Annotated in this window: 18 protein-coding genes; 16 read left to right on the top strand and 2 right to left on the bottom strand. The window is 74.8% G+C overall.

The genetic code is table 11. From position 1 onward, the window contains the following. Positions 1-13: 13 nt before the first annotated feature. From ACIBAI_RS01310 to ACIBAI_RS01280, 7 genes are all read left to right on the top strand, one after another. Positions 14-1,144 (top strand): nitronate monooxygenase, encoded by a 1,131-nt coding sequence (locus ACIBAI_RS01310; RefSeq protein WP_399030340.1) that lies wholly within the window; start codon positions 14-16, stop codon positions 1,142-1,144. After that, positions 1,141-1,881, top strand: coding sequence for a 16S rRNA (uracil(1498)-N(3))-methyltransferase (locus ACIBAI_RS01305; protein WP_399030339.1), 741 nt, complete (start codon positions 1,141-1,143; stop codon positions 1,879-1,881). The genes ACIBAI_RS01310 and ACIBAI_RS01305 overlap by 4 nt, the downstream gene beginning before the upstream one ends. A gap of 117 nt (positions 1,882-1,998) precedes the next feature. Next, positions 1,999-2,550: a hypothetical protein gene (locus ACIBAI_RS01300; protein ID WP_399030338.1), complete on the top strand. Its 552-nt coding sequence runs from the start codon at positions 1,999-2,001 to the stop codon at positions 2,548-2,550. Between the two features lie 85 nt (positions 2,551-2,635). After that, positions 2,636-5,875 carry a S41 family peptidase gene (locus ACIBAI_RS01295; protein WP_399030337.1) on the top strand — a complete coding sequence of 1,080 codons (3,240 nt, stop codon included), beginning with the start codon at positions 2,636-2,638 and terminating at the stop codon, positions 5,873-5,875. Positions 5,876-5,952: 77 nt separating this feature from the next. Next, positions 5,953-6,306, top strand: a complete 354-nt coding sequence (locus ACIBAI_RS01290; RefSeq protein WP_399030336.1) for a histidine triad nucleotide-binding protein — start codon at positions 5,953-5,955, stop codon at positions 6,304-6,306. Between the two features lie 6 nt (positions 6,307-6,312). Further along, positions 6,313-7,218: a ribonuclease Z gene (locus ACIBAI_RS01285; RefSeq protein ID WP_399030335.1), complete on the top strand. Its 906-nt coding sequence runs from the start codon at positions 6,313-6,315 to the stop codon at positions 7,216-7,218. Between the two features lie 20 nt (positions 7,219-7,238). After that, the gene (locus ACIBAI_RS01280; RefSeq protein ID WP_399030334.1) at positions 7,239-8,231 is read left to right on the top strand and encodes an adenosine deaminase; all 993 of its coding nucleotides are present in this window, start codon (positions 7,239-7,241) and stop codon (positions 8,229-8,231) included. Positions 8,232-8,263: 32 nt separating this feature from the next. On the opposite strand, the gene ACIBAI_RS01275 is transcribed toward ACIBAI_RS01280, so the two are convergent. Together ACIBAI_RS01275 and ACIBAI_RS01270 are read right to left on the bottom strand one after the other, a co-directional pair. Continuing rightward, complete coding sequence (locus ACIBAI_RS01275; protein WP_399030333.1) at positions 8,264-9,484, bottom strand: MFS transporter; 1,221 nt, start codon at positions 9,482-9,484, stop codon at positions 8,264-8,266. A gap of 179 nt (positions 9,485-9,663) precedes the next feature. After that, positions 9,664-10,470 (bottom strand): IclR family transcriptional regulator, encoded by an 807-nt coding sequence (locus tag ACIBAI_RS01270; protein WP_399030332.1) that lies wholly within the window; start codon positions 10,468-10,470, stop codon positions 9,664-9,666. A 103-nt stretch (positions 10,471-10,573) separates the two neighbouring features. Between ACIBAI_RS01270 and ACIBAI_RS01265 the strand changes: the two genes are divergently transcribed. The 9 genes from ACIBAI_RS01265 to ACIBAI_RS01225 all read left to right on the top strand — a co-directional run bounded on the left by ACIBAI_RS01265 (position 10,574) and on the right by ACIBAI_RS01225 (position 19,461). Next, positions 10,574-11,515, top strand: a complete 942-nt coding sequence (locus ACIBAI_RS01265) for a 5-dehydro-4-deoxyglucarate dehydratase (protein ID WP_399030331.1) — start codon at positions 10,574-10,576, stop codon at positions 11,513-11,515. After that, a complete protein-coding gene (locus ACIBAI_RS01260; RefSeq protein WP_399030330.1) occupies positions 11,512-12,846 on the top strand; it encodes a glucarate dehydratase family protein in 1,335 nt (444 codons plus the stop codon). Before ACIBAI_RS01265 ends, ACIBAI_RS01260 begins: the two co-directional genes overlap by 4 nt. 78 nt (positions 12,847-12,924) lie before the next feature. Then, positions 12,925-14,328 (top strand): MFS transporter, encoded by a 1,404-nt coding sequence (locus tag ACIBAI_RS01255; RefSeq protein ID WP_399030329.1) that lies wholly within the window; start codon positions 12,925-12,927, stop codon positions 14,326-14,328. Positions 14,329-14,430: 102 nt separating this feature from the next. Continuing rightward, complete coding sequence (locus tag ACIBAI_RS01250) at positions 14,431-15,582, top strand: carbohydrate kinase family protein (RefSeq protein ID WP_399030328.1); 1,152 nt, start codon at positions 14,431-14,433, stop codon at positions 15,580-15,582. A gap of 257 nt (positions 15,583-15,839) precedes the next feature. Beyond that, the gene (locus ACIBAI_RS01245; protein ID WP_399030327.1) at positions 15,840-16,910 is read left to right on the top strand and encodes a PhoH family protein; all 1,071 of its coding nucleotides are present in this window, start codon (positions 15,840-15,842) and stop codon (positions 16,908-16,910) included. Positions 16,911-16,923: 13 nt separating this feature from the next. Beyond that, positions 16,924-17,421 carry an rRNA maturation RNase YbeY gene (gene ybeY / locus ACIBAI_RS01240; RefSeq protein WP_344601971.1) on the top strand — a complete coding sequence of 166 codons (498 nt, stop codon included), beginning with the start codon at positions 16,924-16,926 and terminating at the stop codon, positions 17,419-17,421. Beyond that, on the top strand, positions 17,418-18,725 hold the full coding sequence (locus ACIBAI_RS01235) for a hemolysin family protein (protein WP_399030326.1): 1,308 nt from the start codon (positions 17,418-17,420) through the stop codon (positions 18,723-18,725). Before ybeY ends, ACIBAI_RS01235 begins: the two co-directional genes overlap by 4 nt. Next, positions 18,722-19,081, top strand: a complete 360-nt coding sequence (locus ACIBAI_RS01230; protein ID WP_399030325.1) for an MmcQ/YjbR family DNA-binding protein — start codon at positions 18,722-18,724, stop codon at positions 19,079-19,081. The genes ACIBAI_RS01235 and ACIBAI_RS01230 overlap by 4 nt, the downstream gene beginning before the upstream one ends. A 26-nt stretch (positions 19,082-19,107) precedes the next feature. Further along, entirely contained in the window at positions 19,108-19,461 is a 354-nt protein-coding gene (locus ACIBAI_RS01225) for a cytidine deaminase (protein ID WP_344601965.1), read from the top strand. The last annotated feature ends 37 nt before the right edge of the window (positions 19,462-19,498 follow it).

Here is a 19,498-nt window from a genome sequence, read left to right as displayed (position 1 = left end):
ACACCATGCGGTCATGTCCTCCGCACTGACCGATCTCTTCCCGCATCCGATCGTGCAGGCCCCGATGGCGGGCGGCGTCTCCGTGCCGCAGCTCGCCGCCGCCGTGTGCGAGGCGGGCGGGCTCGGTTTCCTCGCCGCCGGGTACAAGACCGCCGACGGCATGTACCAGGAGATCAAACAGCTGCGGAGCCTGACCGGCAGGCCCTTCGGCGTCAACGTGTTCGTGCCGCAGCCCGAGCACCCCGGTGCCGGAACGGGCGCCGCCGGGACGGCCGGCGGGGCGGCCTCCCACGCGGCCGCCGTCGACCTCTACGCCCACCAGCTGGCCGGCGAGGCCTCCTGGTACGAGACCGAGCTAGGCGACCCCGACGGCGGCCGTGACGACGGTTACGACGCCAAGCTGGCCGTCCTGCTCGACAACCCGGTGCCGGTGGTCTCCTTCCACTTCGGCGTGCCGGCCCGCGAGGTGATCGACTCCCTGCACCGCGTCGGCACCTTCACGCTCGCCACCGCGACCACCCCCGAGGAGGCCGTGGCCGTGGAGCGGGCGGGCGCGGACGCGGTGATCGCGCAGGGCGTCGAGGCGGGCGGCCACCAGGGCACCCACCGGGACGTCCCGGAGACGGACGGCCGCGGGATCGGCCTGCTGTCGCTGGTCGCCCAGGTCCGTGAGGCGGTGAGCCTGCCGATCGTCGCCGCCGGGGGCATCATGCGTGGCGGCCAGATCGCCGCCGTGCTCGCGGCCGGCGCCGGCGCGGCCCAGCTGGGCACGGCGTTCCTCGCCACTCACGAGTCCGGCGCCCACGCCCTGCACAAGCAGGCGCTGACCAACCCGCTGTTCGTCCGTACGGAGCTGACCCGCGCCTTCTCCGGACGCCCGGCCCGCGGCCTGGTCAACCGCTTCCTGCGCGAGCACGGCCCCTACGCGCCCGCCGCCTACCCGGAGGTCCACCACCTGACCGCGCCGCTGCGCAAGGCCGCCGCCCGGGCGGGCGACGCGCAGGGCATGGCGCTGTGGGCCGGGCAGGGACACCGCATGGCGCGCGAGCTGCCCGCGGGACGGCTGGTGGAGGTGCTGGCGGATGAGCTCGCCGCCGCCAGGACGGCGTTGCCGGGAGCCGCGGCGGGGGGTGCGGGCCGATGACCGCGCCGGTGTTCGTCGTGGAGCACTTCGACGCGGACGACGGCGGACGGTACGTGCTCGACGGCCCGGAGGGGCGGCACGCCGTCGCCGTGAAGCGGCTGCGGCCCGGCGAGGACGTGGTCCTCACCGACGGGGCCGGACGCCGGGCGGACTGCGTGGTGCTCGGCACCGAGGGCAAGGACCGGCTGATCGTCCGGCTCGGCCCGGTGTGCGAGGAGCCGCCGGAGCAGCCCCGCATCACCGTCGTCCAGGCGCTGCCCAAGGGCGACCGGGGCGAACTCGCCGTCGAGACGATGACCGAGGTCGGCGTCGACGCGATCGTGCCGTGGCAGGCGGGGCGCTGCGTCACGCAGTGGCGCGGCGAGCGGGGGCTGAAGTCCCTCGCCAAGTGGCGGGCCACGGCCCGGGAGGCCGGCAAGCAGTCCCGCCGGGTCCGCTTCCCCGAGGTCGCGGACGCGGCGACCACCAGGCAGGTCGCCGCGCTTCTCGCCCGGGCCGACTTCGCCGCCGTGCTCCACGAGAGCGGCGACGAGCCGCTGGCGACGGCCGGGCTGCCCGCCGAGGGCGACATCGTGCTCGTCGTCGGCCCCGAGGGCGGGGTCGCCCCCGAGGAGCTGGCGCTGTTCGAGGAGGCGGGCGCGAAGGCCTACGTGCTCGGCCGTACCGTGCTGCGCACGTCGACCGCCGGCACGGCGGCCGCCGCCCTGCTGCTCGGCCGCACCGGCCGCTGGTCCTGACCCCGGGGAGACCCGGCGGCACTGCGGGAACGGCCGCGTCGCACGGCTGGAGCACGGCGCGTCGACTGTCCGTATGCGCTCTACCGCGCCGCCCGCGTCGGTGGCAGGCTGCCGTCCATGGGGGCGTTGAGGCGGATCACCGATCGGCGGCGGGGACGGCGCGGGACGAGGGCGGCGGCCGTTGCGGGGCTCGCGGTCGTCGCCGTGGGCGGAGTCGTGGCCTGCGAGCCGGGCGCGTTGAGCTCGGCGTCCGTGGCGTACACGACCGACGAGGCCGTGACGGAGGAACTGGACCGGCGGAAGGCGAACGTGCGCTGGCTCACGTGCACCGCCTCCTACGGGGACGACGGCGGCGGCGCGTCGCCGTCCGCGAGCGAGGACACCGTCGCCACCGTCGACTGCGAGGGCGCCACCGACGACGGCGAGGAGATCACCGTCACCGGGAGGATCACCCACGCCGTGGACGGCGCCTGCGTGCGCGGCGACCTCACCGCGAAGGTGGACGGCAAGGTGGTGTTCCGCGTCGACGGGCTCGGGAACTGCGACGCCACCGGCGCCCCGCCCGCCGGCGGCCCCACCGCCGGGCAGCCCGGCCCCACCACGACGGTGACCGTCACCAGGACCGTCTGGTGCCGGGAGGACCCCGGATGCTGGCCGCAGGGCAAGTGACCGGGGCGGGCGGGCGGCCGGTGAGGCGCCCGGCGAGCGTCCGCAACCCCTGTTCCGTGACGCCGCCCCTGCGTAGGGTGATCGGGTGACACAGTCCGCGGCCTCCCCCGCCCCCGCCGTCTCCCCGGGGTACCTCCGTTTTCCGCATCTGCACGGCGAGTTGGTCGCCTTCACGGCCGAGGACGACGTGTGGCTCGCGCCCCTCGACGGCGGGCGGGCCTGGCGGGTCAGCGCCGACAACGTGCCGGTGACCCACCCGCGCCTGTCGCCCGACGGCACCGCCCTCGCCTGGACCTCCACCCGCGACGGCGCCCCCGAGGTGCACGTCGCCCCGGTCGAGGGCGGCCCCGCCCGGCGCCTGACGTACTGGGGCAACGGGCAGACACGGGTGCGCGGCTGGACCCCGGACGGCCGGGTGCTGGCCCTCAGCGCCCACGGCCGGGCCGGCCTGCGCCGCACCTGGGCCCGCGCCGTCCCGCTCGACGGCGGCCCCGCCGACACCCTGCCCCACGGGCCCGTCGGCGACGTGGCGTTCGGACCGGCCACGGTGCTGCTGTCCGCGACGATGAGCCGCGAGGCCGCCTGGTGGAAGCGGTACCGGGGCGGCACGGCGGGCAAGCTGTGGATCGACCGGGGCGCCCGCGACGGGGCGGGCGCCGGGGACGCCGGGGAGTTCGTACGGCTCCACGAGGGAATCGACGGCAACATCGAGTGTCCGTGCTGGGTGGGGGAGCGCATCGCCTTCCTCTCCGACCACGAGGGCACCGGAGCGCTGTACTCCTCCCTCGCCGACGGCTCCGACCTGCGCCGGCACACCCCGATCGACGGTTTCTACGCCCGGCACGCCGCCACCGACGGCACCCGCGTCGTGTACTCCTCGGCCGGTGAGCTGTGGCTGCTGGACGACCTGGACGGCGCCGAGCCGCGCCGCCTCGGCATCCGGCTCGGCGGGCCGCGCGTCGACCTCCAGCCCTACCCGGTGAACGCCGCCCGCTGGCTGGGCTCCGCCGCCCCCGACCACACCGCGCGCGGCAGCGCCGTCGGCGTCCGCGGCGCGGTGCACTGGGTCACCCACCGCTCCGGGCCGGCCCGCGCGCTGGCCGCCGAGCCCGGCGTACGGGCCCGGCTGCCGCGCGCCTTCCGCGTGGACGGCGAGGAGTGGGCGGTGTGGGTGACGGACGCCGAGGGCGCCGACGCGCTGGAGTTCGCGCCCGCCACCGGCCTGGCGCCCGGCGCCACCCCGCGCCGCCTGGCCGCCGGGCGGCTCGGCCGGGTGCTGGAACTCGCCATGGCGCCCGACGGCAGCCGTGCCGCGGTCGCCGCGCACGACGGGCGGCTGCTGCTCGTCGAGCGGGAGACGGGCGAGGTCCGGGAGGTGGACCGCAGCGCGGACGGGGAGGTGTCCGGACTGGTCTTCTCGCCCGACTCCGCCTGGCTCGCCTGGTCGCACCCCGGCCCGCGCCCCCTGAGCCAGCTGAAGCTCGCCCACACCACCGACCTGTCGGTCACCGAGGCGACCCCGCTCAGGTTCCAGGACTACGCCCCGGCGTTCACCCTCGACGGCAAGCACCTCGCGTTCCTGTCCACCCGCGCCTTCGACCCCGTCTACGACGAGCACGTCTTCGACCTGGCCTTCGTCGAGGGCGCCCGCCCGCACCTGATCACGCTCGCCGCGACCACCCCGTCCCCCTTCGGGCCGCAGCGGCACGGCCGCCCCTTCGAGACGCCCGACCGGGACGAGACCCCCGACGGCGAGGGCGTCCCCGCCACCCGGATCGACCTCGAGGGGCTCGCCGACCGGATCGTGCCCTTCCCCGTCGAGGCCGCCCGCTACTCCGGCCTGCGGGCCGCGAAGGACGGCGTGCTGTGGCTGCGCCACCCGGTGACCGGCGTGCTCGGCGCCTCCCGGGCCGCGCCCGACGCCCCCGACCCCGGCAGCGAGCTGGAGCGCTACGACCTCGCCCAGCAGCGCGTCGAGCACCTGGCCGCCGACGCCGACCACTTCGAGGTCAGCGGCGACGGCAAGCGGGTCCTGCTGTGGACCGACGGCCGGCTGAAGGTGGTCCCCAGCGACCGGCGCGCCTCGAACGACGACGACAGCGACACCAACGTCACCGTCGACCTCGGCCGCGTACGGCAGACCGTCGACCCGGCGGCGGAGTGGCGGCAGATGTACGAGGAGGCCGGCCGCGTCATGCGGGACCACTTCTGGCGGCCCGACATGAACGGCGTCGACTGGGACGGCGTCCTGGACCGCTACCGGCCCGTCCTGGACCGCGTCGCCACCCACGACGACCTGGTGGACCTGCTGTGGGAGGTGCAGGGCGAGCTCGGCACCTCGCACGCGTACGTCGTACCGCGCGGCGGGCACGGCGGCGCCCGGCAGGGGTTGCTCGGCGCCGACCTGTCCCGCCACGCGGACGGCGGCTGGCGCGTCGACCGGATCCTGCCCTCGGAGACCTCCGACCCGGACGCCCGCTCCCCGCTCGCCGCGCCCGGCGTCGCGGTGCGGCCCGGCGACGCGATCGTCGCGGTCGCCGGGCGGCCCGTCGACCCGGTCACCGGGCCCGGCCCGCTGCTGGTCGGCACCGCGGGCAGACCGGTGGAGCTGACGGTCCTCCCGGCCGGCGGCGGCGAACCGCGGCACGTCGTGGTCGTCCCCGTCGCCGACGAGGAGCCGCTGCGCTACCACGCCTGGGTCGCCGGCCGGCGGGCCCACGTCCACGAGCGGTCCGGCGGCCGGCTCGGCTATCTGCACGTGCCCGACATGCAGGCGCCCGGCTGGGCCCAGATCCATCGCGACCTGCGGGTGGAGGTCGCCCGGGAGGGCCTGGTCGTGGACCTGCGGGAGAACCGCGGCGGGCACACCTCCCAGCTGGTCGTGGAGAAGCTGGCGCGGCGCGTCGTCGGCTGGGGCGTGCCGCGCGGCATGCGGCCCTACAGCTACCCGCAGGACGCGCCGCGCGGCCCGGTCGTGGCGGTCGCCAACGAGTTCTCCGGCTCCGACGGCGACATCGTCAACGCGGCGATCAAGGCGCTCGGCCTCGGCCCGGTGGTCGGCACCCGCACCTGGGGCGGCGTCATCGGCATCGACAGCCGCTACCGCCTGGTCGACGGCACGCTGGTCACCCAGCCGAAGTACGCGTTCTGGCTGGAGGGCCACGAGTGGGGCGTGGAGAACCACGGCGTCGACCCCGACGTCGAGGTGGTCCAGCGGCCCCAGGACCACGCGGCGGGCCGCGACACCCAGCTGGACGAGGCGATCCGGCTGGCCCTCCAGGCCCTGGAGACCACCCCCGCCAGGACGCCGCCGCGGCTGCCGTGACCGCGGGCGCGCCGGACGCCCGGCGCGCGCCGCTCGCTACGATGCCCCCGTACCCGATCACCTCCCGAGGAGACCGCATGGCAGGGGAACCGCAGGACGACTGCCTGTTCTGCAAGATCGTCGCGGGCACGATCCCGGCGACGATCGTCCGCGAGACGGAGACGACCGTGGCGTTCCGGGACATCAACCCCCAGGCGCCCACCCACGTCCTGGTGATCCCCAAGGCGCACTACCCGGACGCCGCCGCCCTCGCCGCCGCCGCGCCGGAGCTCGCGGCGGACGTCCTGCGCGAGACCGGGGCCGTCGCGGAGGAGGAGAAGCTGGAGAGCTACCGCATCGTGTTCAACACGGGCACCGGCGCCGGCCAGACCGTCTTCCACACCCACGCCCACGTCCTCGGCGGCCGCGGCCTGCAGTGGCCCCCGGGGTGAGCGGCCGTGTCCGTACGTGAACTGGTCGTCCTCGGCACCGCCAGCCAGGTTCCCACCCGGCACCGCAACCACAACGGCTACCTGCTGCGCTGGGACGGCGAGGGCATCCTGTTCGACCCCGGCGAGGGCACGCAGCGCCAGATGCTGCGCGCCGGGGTCGCCGCGCACGACCTGAACCGGATCTGCGTCACGCACTTCCACGGCGACCACTGCCTGGGCCTGGCCGGAGTGATCCAGCGCATCAACCTCGACCGGGTGCCGCACGACGTCACCGCGCACTACCCGCGTTCCGGGCAGCGTTTCTTCGACCGGCTGCGGTACGCCACCGCCTACCGGGAGACGGTCCGGCTGACCGAGGCGCCGGTCGCCGCCGACGGCGTCCTCGCCGCCACCCCCGCCTACACGCTGCAGGCGCACCGGCTGTCCCACCCGGTCGAGTCGTACGGCTACCGCCTGGTCGAGCCCGACGGGCGGCGGATGCTGCCCGAGCGGCTGGCCGCGCACGGCATCAAGGGCCCGGACGTGGGCCGGATCCAGCACGAGGGCGTGCTGGACGGCGTCCCGCTGGAGGCCGTCAGCGAGGTGCGGCGCGGCCAGCGGTTCGCGTTCGTCATGGACACCCGGCTCTGCGACGGGGTGCACGCGCTCGCCGAGGACTGCGACCTGCTCGTCATCGAGTCCACCTTCCTCGACGAGGACGCCGCGCTCGCCGCCGAGCACGGTCACCTCACCGCCGGGCAGGCGGCCCGGGCGGCGCGGGACGCGGGCGTACGGCACCTGGTGCTCACCCACTTCAGCCAGCGCTACCCGGACCCGGACGAGTTCGAACGGCAGGCGCGGGCCGCCGGGTTCGAGGGGGAGCTGACCGTGGCGCAGGACCTGCAGCGGGTGCCGGTCCCGAAGCGTCGGTGAAACACCCGTACGATACTTCGATGCCCCTCCCCAAAGCCGAACTGCACCTTCACATCGAAGGCACGCTGGAGCCCGAGCTGGCCTTCGCCCTGGCCGCGCGCAACGGCGTCGAGCTGCCGTACGCCGACACCGACGCGCTGCGCGCGGCGTACCGGTTCGAGGATCTGCAGTCCTTCCTGGACCTGTACTACGAGCTCATGACCGTCCTGCGCACCGAGCAGGACTTCGAGGACCTCGCGAACGCCTACCTCGCCCGCGCCGCCGCGCAGGGCGTGCGGCACGCGGAGATCTTCTTCGACCCGCAGGCGCACCTGGCGCGCGGCGTCGGCATGGGCACGGTCGTCGAGGGGCTGTGGCGGGCGCTGGGCAAGAGCGAGCAGAACCACGGCGTGTCCACGCAGCTGATCCTGTGCTTCCTGCGGGACGAGTCCGCCGAGGCGGCGCTCGGGACGCTGCGGGCCGCCGAGCCGTACCTCGACCGGATCACGGGCGTCGGCCTGGACTCCGCCGAGGTCGGACACCCGCCGGCGAAGTTCCGCCGGGTCTACGAGGCCGCCGCCGCCCTCGGGCTGCGCCGGGTGGCGCACGCCGGTGAGGAGGGGCCGCCGGAGTACATCGCCGAGGCCCTGGACGTGCTGGGCGTCGAGCGGATCGACCACGGGCTGCGGTGCCTGGAGGACCCCGCCCTGGTGGAGCGGCTGGTGCGCGAGCGGGTGCCGCTGACGCTGTGCCCGCTGTCGAACGTGCGGCTGCGCACGGTGGACACCCTCGCCGACCACCCGCTGCCCGCGATGCTGGACGCGGGCCTGCTGTGCACGGTCAACTCCGACGACCCGGCCTACTTCGGCGGCTACGCGGGGGACAACTTCGACGCCGTCCGCGACACGCTCGGCCTGACCGAGGAGCGGCTGCGGGAACTCGCCCGCAACTCCTTCCTCGCCTCCTTCCTGGAGCACGACGAGGAGCGGCGGGCGCGGTACCTGGCCGAGGTGGAGGCGTACGCCTTCGGGTAGCGGGGCGCACGCCTGCGGGCCGCCGCCGGCCGTCAGCCGGTCCCGGGGGCCGGGCCGGCCGCCGCCGTGTCGTAGGCGCGGCGGGCGGGGAGGGCCGGGGTGTCCACGGGGATCTCGACGACCGGCGGCCGGCGCCGGTCGGCGCGCAGGGCGACGGCGGTCATCGGCACGGCGACCGCCAGCAGGACGAGGCCGAGGACCGCGCCCATGGCCGGGAAGCCGGCCCGCGCGGACAGCACGCTGCCGGCCAGCGGCCCCGCCGCCGTGCCCAGCGAGGACGCCGAGCCCACCAGCACGGCCCACCGGCCGCGCGCGTCCAGCGAGGCGGCGAGGCCGATCACGTACGACAGCACGACCGGGTAGAGCGCGTTCCAGGCGATCTCGCCGGCCGCGAAGCCCGCCGGGCCGGTCGCGGACGCGCTCAGCGCGACGCAGCCGGCGATGACCGCCGTCCCCGCCCCGATCGGCACCGCCCGCCCGAACCGCGGCCCCAGCGCGCCCGCGCCGAGCACCCCGAGCAGGCCCGCGCCGAGCGCCGCGGCGAGGACCACCCCGAGGGCGGCCTCGGTCAGATGCGCCTGGGTCAGCCCGATCCGGCTGCTGACGCCCCACAGGGAGTTCTGGGCGAGGGCCCAGCCGAGCATCGCGGCGGCGAGGACCAGCCCGCGGCGGCGGTGGGGGAGCGGGGCGCCGGGGCCCCGGTGGCGGGCGGCGGGCGCGGCGGCGGGCAGCCGGCCGGTCAGCGGCCACACGGCGAGCGCGGTGAGCGCGATCGCGGCCAGCGGCAGCCCGTGTCCCGGGCCGAGGTGCGGGACGGTCAGGTACACCGTGCCCGCCAGCGCGGAGACCGTCAGCAGGCCCAGCGCGGAGGCGCGGTGCGGGTCCCGCTGCGCGGCGATGCCGCTCGCGGCGACCGTCGTGGCGGTGCCGGAGCCGAAGCCGCCGACGACCGCGCCGGCCACGACGGCCGGGACGGCGGTGGTGAGCGCGGCGCCGCCGTAGCCGAGGACCGCGAGGCCGAGGCCGAGCCGCGCCAGGACGCGCGGCCCGATCCGGTCGACCCGGGAGGCGAGCAGGAAACCCGCCGACGCCGAACTCAGCAGCAGGGCGCTGCCGACGGCACCGGCCTGCGTGGCGGTGAGCGGAAGGCCGGCGTCGAGTCTGCCGACGGTGGTGGGGAGCAGATACGAGGCGAGGTACCCGGCCGTGAACAGGGCGACGAGGGACCGGGGGGTGGTGCGGGGGGCGGACACGGGCGTTCCCAGGGCGTGCGGAAGGAGCGGCTCGGCGGAGGGGGAGAGAGCGACGCCCGTCGACGGACAGGAACGCGCGGGCAATTTGTATCAAGCGAGGGCAGGGCCGAGGGAGGCGCGCGGGTGTGATGCTGAGCACGTGGGTGTTTGCGGCGGGAGAAGCCGGGTAGAAGAGCGCGTCACCGCCAGTGGACGGACCCGCCCCCGGCCGGGACCGACGCCTCCGCCTTCGTCCGGATCTCCCGCATCACCGCGACGATCCGCCGCTCGTGCTCCGGCGTCAGCCGCGCCACCGGCACCGAGCAGCTGATCGCGTCCTGCGCGGGCGTGTCGTACCGCAGCGCGAACCCGAACCCGACGATGCCGAGCACGCCCTCCTCCCGGTCCACGGAGTAGCCGCGCTCCCGCACCCGCGCCAGATCGGCCAGCAGGGACTCCCGGCCGGTGTGCGTGTGGGGCGTCAGCGCCTCGTACGGCCCCTCGGGCACCTGCTCGTCGGGCCGCTCCGCCAGCAGCGCCTTGCCCAGCGCGCCCGCGTGCGCCGGCAGCCGGCGCCCCACGCGGCTGATCGTCCTGAGGTACTCGTGCGACTCCCGCGTCGCCAGGTAGGCCACGTCCCGGCCGTCCAGCCGCCCCAGGTGGATCGTCTCGCCGAGCGCCTCCGACGCCTCGTCGAGGTACGGCCGCACCGCCCGCACCCGGGGGTCGGAGTCGAGATAGCTGGTGCCGGTGAGCAGGGCGTGGATGCCGATGCCGTACAGGGAGCCGGTGACGTCGGTGCGCACCCAGCCGCGCGAGATCAGCGTCTGCAGCAGCGCGTACATCGAACTGCGCGGCACGCCCAGCTCGTCCGCGAGCTCCTGCAGCCGTGCCGGGCGGTCCCCGCGCGCGGCCAGCAGCTCCAGCAGCTCCACCGTGCGCGCCGCGGACTTCACCTCGCGGACGCCGCCCGCCGCGCTCCCTGTCCCGCTCCCCGTCCCCGGCATGAGCCGATCGTAATCGCCGGCTCCGGACCATTGACGGGCCGTGTTCGCGTATCTAACCTCCATCTCCATACATGGATGACGTCTACATAGGGAGATGGCGAGGGTGAGTCTCGACACCGGCACCGTGGCGGCACGGCTCGCGAAGGGCATGGCGAACGGCGTGCTGTCGTTCCCGCTGACCAGCTTCCGCGCCGACGGGTCCCTCGACCCCGACGGCTACCGCGACTACGTCGCCGCCCAGCTCGCCACCGGCCCCGGCGCCCTCTTCCCCGCCTGCGGCACCGGCGAGTTCTTCTCCCTGGACGAGGACGAGTACCGGCGCGTCGTCACGATCGCCGTCCAGGAGGCGGCCGGGCGGACGCCGGTCGTGGCCGGCGTCGGCTACGGCTGGGCGCAGGCCGTCCGCTTCGCCCGCATCGCCGAGGACGCGGGCGCCGACGCCCTGCTCGTCCTGCCGCACTACCTCGTCGCCGCCCCGCAGGACGGCCTGGTCGCCCAGCTGGAGGAGATCGCCGCCCGCACCCGGCTGCCGCTCATCGCCTACCAGCGCGGCCAGGTCGCCTTCGGCGCCGAGGCGTTCCGGCGCGTCACGCGGATCCCCGGCGTCATCGGCCTCAAGGACGGCCACAGCGACCTCGACCGCCTCCAGCGCCTCACCCTCGCCGCCCCCGAGGGCTTCCTGTTCTTCAACGGCGCCGCCACCGCCGAGATCCAGGCCCGCGCCTACGCCGCCGTCGGCGTCCCCGCCTACTCCTCCGCCGTCCACGCCTTCGCCCCCGAGATCGCGGACGCCTTCTTCGCCGCCCTGCGCGACGGCGACGAGGCCGCGGCCGCCACGCTGCTGCGCGGCTTCTACCTCCCCCTCGTCGAACTGCGCGACCGCGTCCCCGGATACGCCGTGTCGCTGGTGAAGGCGGCGGCCCGGCTGCGCGGCCGCCCGGTGGGACCCGTGCGCGCCCCGCTCACCGACCCCTCGGCCGCCGACCTGGCCGCCCTGAAGACCCTGCTCGCCACCGGACTCGACCTCGTAGGAGCCGCCCTGTGACCCGTGACCTGACCATCGCCGAGGTCCGGCTGACGCCGATCCTCGTCGCCGACCCGCCGCTGCTCAACACCCAGGGCGTCCACCAGCCGTACACGCCCCGCCTGATCGTGGAGGTGGTGACGGCCGACGGCACGACCGGCCTCGGCGAGACCTACGGCGACACCAAGTACCTGGAACTGGCCCGGCCCTTCGCCGACCGGCTGGTGGGCCGCCGGGTGAGCGACCTGAACGGGCTGTTCACGGTCGCGCAGGAGGTCGCCGTCGACGCCTCCCGGGTCTCCGGCCAGGTCGACGTCGGCGGGCTGCGGGGCGTGCAGACCGCCGACAAGCTGCGCCTGTCCGTGGTCTCCGCCTTCGAGGTCGCCTGCCTGGACGCCCTCGGCAGGGCGCTCGGCCTGCCCGTGCACGCGCTGCTCGGCGGGAAGGTGCGGGACGCCGTCGAGTACAGCGCCTACCTGTTCTACAAGTGGGCCGGCCACCCCGAGGGCGTGCCGGCCGAGAAGGACGACTGGGGCGCCGCCCTCGACCCGGCCGGGATCGTGGCGCAGGCCCGCGTCTTCAAGGAGCGGTACGGCTTCGGCTCCTTCAAGCTCAAGGGCGGGGTCTTCCCGCCGGACGAGGAGATCGCCGCCGTACGCGCCCTGGCCGAGGCGTTCCCCGGGCACCCCCTGCGGCTGGACCCCAACGGCGCCTGGTCCGTGGAGACCTCGCTGAGGGTGGCGGAGGAACTCGGGGACGTCCTGGAGTACCTGGAGGACCCGGCGCTGGGCACGCCCGCCATGGCCGAGGTCGCCGCCCGGCTGCGGGACGCCCCGGGCCGGGGCGCCGGCGGGCGGCGGGCGGGCGTGCCGCTCGCCACCAACATGTGCGTGACGACCTTCGCCGAGATCGAGGAGGCGTTCACCCGGGGCGCCGTGCAGGTCGTCCTCTCCGACCACCACTACTGGGGCGGGCTGCGCAACACCCAGCACCTCGCCGCGATCTGCCGCGCCTTCGGCGTCGGGGTGTCCATGCACTCCAACACCCACCTGGGCATCAGCCTCGCCGCCATGACCCACGTCGCGGCCACCGTCCCCGACCTCCACCACGCCTGCGACTCCCACTACCCCTGGCAGTCCGAGGACGTCCTCACCGAGCGGATCGCCTTCGACGGCGGCACCGTACGGGTCCCCGACGCGCCCGGCCTCGGCGTCGAACTCGACCGCGACCGGCTGGACCGCCTGCACCGGCGGTGGCTCGACGACGACGGCGCGCTCCGCGACCGCGACGACGCGGCGGCGATGCGCGTCGCCGACCCCGCGTGGGTCACACCGGCGGTCCCGCGCTGGTGACCGCGCGCGGGGCCGGGAGCCAGTGCCGCCCGGCCCCGCGCCTCCCCCTCCCTCCACCTGCCACGATCGGAGCCGCTCGTGTCCGCAGTCCCCCCCGAAGCGCACTCGCCCGCCGTCCAGTCGGCCGTCCGCAAGATCTTCCGCCGGGTGGTCCCGCTGTTCTTCGTCATGTTCGTCGCGAACTACATGGACCGCGTGAACCTGGGCTTCGCCCAGGACGAACTCCGTGCCGACGTCGGCCTGTCCGCCGCCGCCTTCGGCCTCGGGGCCGGCATCTTCTTCATCGCGTACGCCCTCTTCGAGGTCCCCTCCAACATCCTGATGGAGCGCTACGGGCCGAAGGTGTGGCTCACCCGCATCATGATCAGCTGGGGTGTCGTCGCCACCGCCATGGCCTTCGTGAACAGCGTGGAGATGTTCTACGCCCTGCGCTTCCTGCTCGGCGTCGCGGAAGCGGGCTTCTTCCCGGCCGTCATCTACTACTTCTCCCGCTGGCTGCCCGACTCCCACCGCGGCCGGGCCACCTCGGTCTTCCTGATGGGCTCCGGCACCGCCACCGTCATCGTCGGCCCGGTCTCCGGGGCGCTGATGGAGATGCACGGCGTGTGGGGCCACGCCGGCTGGCAGTGGATGTTCTTCATCGAGGGCGTCTTCTCCGTCGTGCTCGGCTTCGTCGTCTACCGCTTCCTCGACTCCGGCGTCGAGACCGCCGACTGGCTCACCGAGGAGGAGAAGACCGGTCTCGTCGCGGTCATCGACGCCGAGCAGGAGGAACGCGACGCCCGGCGCGGCACCGGCGCCCACGCCTCCCGCTGGAGGCTGCTCGCCGACCCGCAGATGCTGCTCTTCCTGTGGATCTACTTCGCGATCAACGTCGCCCTGTACGCGGTCACCTTCTGGCTGCCGTCGATCGTGGACGACATCGGCGGACTCGGCGACTTCCAGGTGGGACTGCTGACCTCGGTGCCGTGGCTGTGCGCGATCGCCGCCGTGTACGTCAGCGGGCGGGTCTCGGACCGCCTCGGCAAGCGGCGCCCGGTCCTGGCCGTCCTGCTGGTGCTCGGCGGCTGCGGCACGCTGCTCGCCGTCTTCGTCTCGCCCTGGGCGGGCCTGGGCGCGCTGTGCCTGGCCGCGATGGGCTTCAAGCCCGCCTCCCCGGTGTTCTGGACGATCCCGCAGAGCTATCTCGACGCCCGCGCCGCCGCCCCCGGCATCGCGCTGATCAACTCCATCGGCAACCTCGGCGGATTCGTCGCCCCCACCGCCTTCGGGCTCATCGAGGACGCCACCGGCTCCACCAGGGGCGGTCTGGTCGGGCTGACCGTCGTCGGCTTCCTCGCCGCGCTGAGCGTGCTGCTGGTGCGCGGCGGCGGACGCAACGACCGGGTCCGCGCGCGCCCGGCCAAGGCCCCCGACGCCACCGGGCCGGAGGCGGCACCGGGCACGGCCCGCACCGCGCTCCCCGGGTCCGCGACGGCCTGACGGCAGGCGGCGCCACCCGGGGCGGTGACGGCGTGACGGCCGCCGCGATGCCGGTGCCGTGGTGCACACTGGCCTGATCCGCACCATGTCAGGGAGCGCACCGTGACACCGTCCACCGCCTCCGTCGTCCCCACCGGAGAGGGACGGCACCGCACCGGAGAGGGACAGCACCGCCGGACGCAGGTCGACCCGCTCGCCGCCCTGCGCGCGCCCGGCGACCCGCCCTGGGACGTCTACCTCACGGGCACCGTCTTCCTCGACATCGTCTTCACCGGGCTCGACTCCGCCCCGGTGCGCGGGACCGAGTCCTGGGCGCGCGGAATGGGATCGAGCCCGGGCGGCGTGGCGAACATGGCGACCGCGCTGGCTCGCCTCGGCCTGCGGACCTCCCTCGCCGCCGCGTTCGGCGACGACCACTACGGCGACTACTGCTGGGACGCCCTGGAGCAGGGCGAGGGCATCGACCTGACCCCGTCGCGCAGGGTGCCCGGCTGGCACTCGCCGGTGACGGTCTCGATGGCCTACGAGGGGGAGCGCACGATGGTCTCCCACGGCCACGAACCGCCCCCGGAGGAACCCGCCCCCGACCGCCCGCCCCGCGCGCGTGCCGCCATCGCCTCCCTCACGCCCGGCAGGCGGGCCCCCTGGATCGCGCAGGCCGCCGCCCGGGGCACCCGCGTCTTCGCCGACGTCGGCTGGGACGACACCGGCGCGTGGGACCTGGCGGGCCTCGCCGACCTGGCCCACTGCGAGGCGTTCCTGCCGAACGCCGAGGAGGCCATGCGCTACACCGGCGCCACCTGCCCGCGCGCCGCCGCGCACGCGCTCACCGAGCACGTGCCGCTCGCCGTGGTCACCCTGGGCGCGGAGGGCGCGTACGCCGTGGACCGGCGCACGGGGGAGACCGCCGAGGTGCCCGCCATCGCCGTCGAGGCCCTCGACCCGACCGGCGCCGGGGACGTCTTCGTCGCCGGCTTCGTCACCGGCACGCTGGCCGGCTGGCCGCTGGCCGACCGCCTCGCCTTCGCGGGCCTGACGGCCGCGCTCTCGGTCCAGGAGTTCGGCGGGTCGCTGTCGGCGCCGGGCTGGTCGGAGATCGCGGGATGGTGGCGCAGGGTCCGGTCGGTGGCGGGCCAGGACCCGGCGGCCCTGCGGCGGTACGCGTTCCTGGCGGACCTGGTCCCGGACGACCCGATCAGGCCGTGGCCGCTGCGGCGGGCGGTCCCGACGATCGGCTTCCGCCGCCCGGCGTGACACGGCCCCGCCGGGGTCCGGTGCGGCCCCGCCCGGCGCGACGCGGCACCGGTCCGGGCACGGCGCCCCCGGCCGGGACACGCCGGGCGGCTCCCGCCGGCGCTCCCGGCCCGTCCGGCCCGCCCGGCCTCCGCGGAACCCCGGCCCCGAAAAGTCCTACGGTGTTGTCACGCCCCCGTCGTACCCTTGGTAGCGCGAGGCCGCCCTCAGCTACGCGGCCGTGACGAGGAGGAACCGCAGGCCTTAAGCGCCGGCCCATGACTGAGACACCCACAGCTCACACCCCCGCGCAGGGGCAGGCGAAAGTGCAGTTCACCGTTCCCGCCCAGCACCCCATGGTGACCGTTCTGGGTTCCGGGGACTCCCTCCTGCGTGTGATCGAGAAGGCCTTCCCGGCGGCCGACATCCACGTCCGGGGCAACGAGATCAGCGCGGTCGGCGATCCGGCGGAGGTCGCCCTCGTCTCGCGCGTGTTCGAGGAGATGATGCTCGTGCTCCGCACCGGGCAGCCGATGACGGAGGACGCCGTGGAACGTTCGATCGCCATGCTGAAGGCGAGCGGAAGCGGGGAGAGCGACGGACCGGAGACCCCGGCCCAGGTGCTCACCCAGAACATCCTGTCCTCGCGCGGCCGCACGATCCGTCCCAAGACCCTCAACCAGAAGCGGTACGTGGACGCGATCGACAAGCACACGATCGTCTTCGGCATCGGCCCCGCCGGTACCGGCAAGACGTACCTGGCGATGGCCAAGGCGGTGCAGGCCCTGCAGTCCAAGCAGGTCAACCGCATCATCCTGACCCGCCCGGCGGTCGAGGCGGGCGAACGCCTCGGCTTCCTGCCCGGCACGCTGTACGAGAAGATCGACCCGTACCTGCGCCCGCTGTACGACGCGCTGCACGACATGCTCGACCCCGACTCGATCCCGAGGCTCATGGCCGCGGGCACGATCGAGGTCGCGCCGCTCGCCTACATGCGGGGCCGCACGCTCAACGACGCCTTCATCATCCTCGACGAGGCCCAGAACACGAGCCCCGAGCAGATGAAGATGTTCCTCACCCGCCTCGGCTTCGACTCGAAGATCGTGATCACGGGTGACGTGACGCAGGTCGACCTCCCCGACGGCCAGAAGTCCGGACTGCGCCAGGTCCAGGAGATCCTGGAGGGCGTCGAGGACGTCCACTTCTCCCGGCTGTCCTCGCACGACGTCGTCCGGCACAAGCTGGTGGGCCGTATCGTCGACGCGTACGAGCAGTACGACAGCAAGCACGGCACCGAGAACGGCGCCCACAAGGGCGGCCGGGGCAAGTCCGGGCACAAGGGGAAGTAGACAAGCGCCACACATGTCGATCGACGTCAACAACGAGTCCGGAACCGAGGTCGACGAGCAGGCGATCCTCGACATCGCCCGCTACGCGCTGGCCCGGATGCGCATCCACCCGCTCTCCGAACTCTCGGTGATCATCGTGGACGCCGACGCCATGGAGCAGCTCCACGTCCAGTGGATGGACCTGCCGGGCCCGACGGACGTGATGTCCTTCCCGATGGACGAGCTGCGCCCGCCGTCGAAGGACGACGACGAACCGCCGCAGGGGCTGCTCGGCGACATCGTGCTGTGCCCCGAGGTCGCCGCCCGGCAGGGCGCCGAGGCGCCGACGCGGCACACCATGGACGAGGAGCTGCAGCTGCTCACCGTCCACGGTGTGCTGCACCTGCTCGGCTACGACCACGAGGAACCCGACGAGAAGGCCGAGATGTTCGGCCTGCAGGCGGCCATCGTGGACGGCTGGCGCGCGGAGAGGGGCCTGACCGGCCCGTCCCCGGCTCCGACCGTGTCATGAGCCTCCCGCTCGTCTCCGGCGCCGTCGCCCTGGTCGTCGTCGCCTGGCTCGCCGCCTGCGCGGAGGCGGGTCTGGCGCGCGTCTCCAGCTTCCGCGCCGAGGAAGCCGTGCGTTCCGGGCGGCGCGGCAGCGCCAAGCTCGCCCAGGTCGCCGCCGACCCGACCCGCTACCTCAACGTGGCGCTGCTGGTCCGCGTCGCCTGCGAGATGGCCGCCGCCGCGCTGGTCACCCACGCCTGCCTGCGGGAGTTCGACCACACCGGCGAGGCCCTGGCGATCGCCATCGCGGTCATGGTCCTCGTGTCGTACGTCGCCGTCGGCGTCTCCCCGCGCACCATCGGCCGCCAGCACCCGCTGAACACGGCGACGGCGGCGGCGTACGCCCTGGTGCCGCTGGCCAGGATCATGGGCCCCGTCCCCTCCCTGCTGATCCTCATCGGCAACGCGCTCACCCCCGGCAAGGGCTTCCGCCGCGGCCCCTTCGCCTCCGAGGCGGAGCTGCGCGCGCTGGTCGACCTCGCGGAGAAGGAGTCGCTGATCGAGGCGGAGGAGCGCCGCATGGTGCACTCGGTCTTCGAGCTGGGCGACACCCTCGTCCGGGAGGTCATGGTCCCGCGCACCGACCTGGTGGTCATCGAGCGCTTCAAGACGATCCGCCAGGCCCTCACCCTCGCGCTGCGCTCCGGTTTCTCCCGCATCCCGGTGACCGGCGAGAGCGAGGACGACATCGTCGGGATCGTGTACCTGAAGGACCTGGCCCGCAAGACGCACATCAGCCGCGACGCGGAGAGCGAGCTGGTCTCCACCGCCATGCGGCCCGCCTTCTTCGTGCCCGACACCAAGAACGCCGGCGACCTGCTGCGCGAGATGCAGAAGGAGCGCAACCACGTCGCCGTCGTCATCGACGAGTACGGCGGCACGGCGGGCATCGTCACCATCGAGGACATCCTGGAGGAGATCGTCGGCGAGATCACCGACGAGTACGACCGGGAACTCCCGCCCGTCGAGGAACTGGGCGAGGACCGCTACCGGGTCACCGCCCGCCTCGGCATCGGCGACCTCGGCGAGCTGTACGGCCTGGAGTCCTACGACGACGAGGACGTGGAGACCGTCGGCGGCCTGCTCGCGAAGGCGCTCGGCCGGGTCCCGATCGCCGGCGCGTCGTCCGTGGTGGAGCTGCCGGACGGGCGGGAGTTGCGGCTGACCGCGGAGGCCGCCGCCGGCCGCCGGAACAAGATCGTGACCGTGCTGGCGGAGCCGGTGGGCCCGGCCAGGCCCCCGGAGGAGGAGAAGGAGCCGGAGTGAGCCCGAAGGAGCTGCGCGCGTACTGCCTGTCCTTCAACGCCGCGGTGGAGGACTTCCCCTTCGACCCCCGGACCTCGGTCTTCAAGGTCCTGGGCAAGATGTTCGCCCTGGTGGACCTGGACGCCCGCCCGCTCACGGTCAACCTCAAGTGCGACCCGGAGGACGCCCTGCGGCTCCGCGCGCGGCACCCGGGCCTGATCGTCCCCGGCTACCACATGAACAAGAGGCACTGGAACACGGTCACCGCCGACGGCGGCCTCCCGGACCGCCTGGTCCGGGAACTCGTCGAGGACTCCTACGACCTGGTCGTCGCCGGCCTGCCGCGCGCCGACCGGCTCCGCCTGGACCGCCCGTGACGAGCACCGCCTCGTATGCTCGGATCATGACCGACACCAGCGCGCTCACCCCCGAGGACCGCAAGATCGTCACCCTGGCCCGTTCCGCGCGGGCCCGCAACGGCGTGCCCGAGGGTGCCGCCGTACGCGACGAGACGGGCCGTACGTACGTCGCCGGGACCGTCGCCCTCGACTCGCTGCAGCTCAGCGCCCTGCGGACGGCGGTGGCGATGGCGGTGGCGTCCGGGGCGAAGTCCCTGGAGGCGGCGGCCGTGGTGACCGAGGCCGAGGAGGTCGCGGACGAGGACCGGGCCGCCGTGCGGGACCTGGGCGGGCCGGACACGCCGGTGCTGGTGGCCGGGACGGACGGCGAGGTCCGGCTGACGGTCCCGGCGGGCTGACGGCGTACGGAGCCGGTGCCGCCCCGGCCCGCGGGGC

Origin of the sequence: Streptomyces sp. NPDC051041 (assembly GCF_044456065.1) — a bacterium.
GTDB lineage: Bacteria > Actinomycetota > Actinomycetes > Streptomycetales > Streptomycetaceae > Streptomyces > Streptomyces glaucus.
The sequence above is the reverse complement of the archived record's forward strand: the minus strand, read 5'-3'. Positions and strand labels throughout refer to the sequence as shown.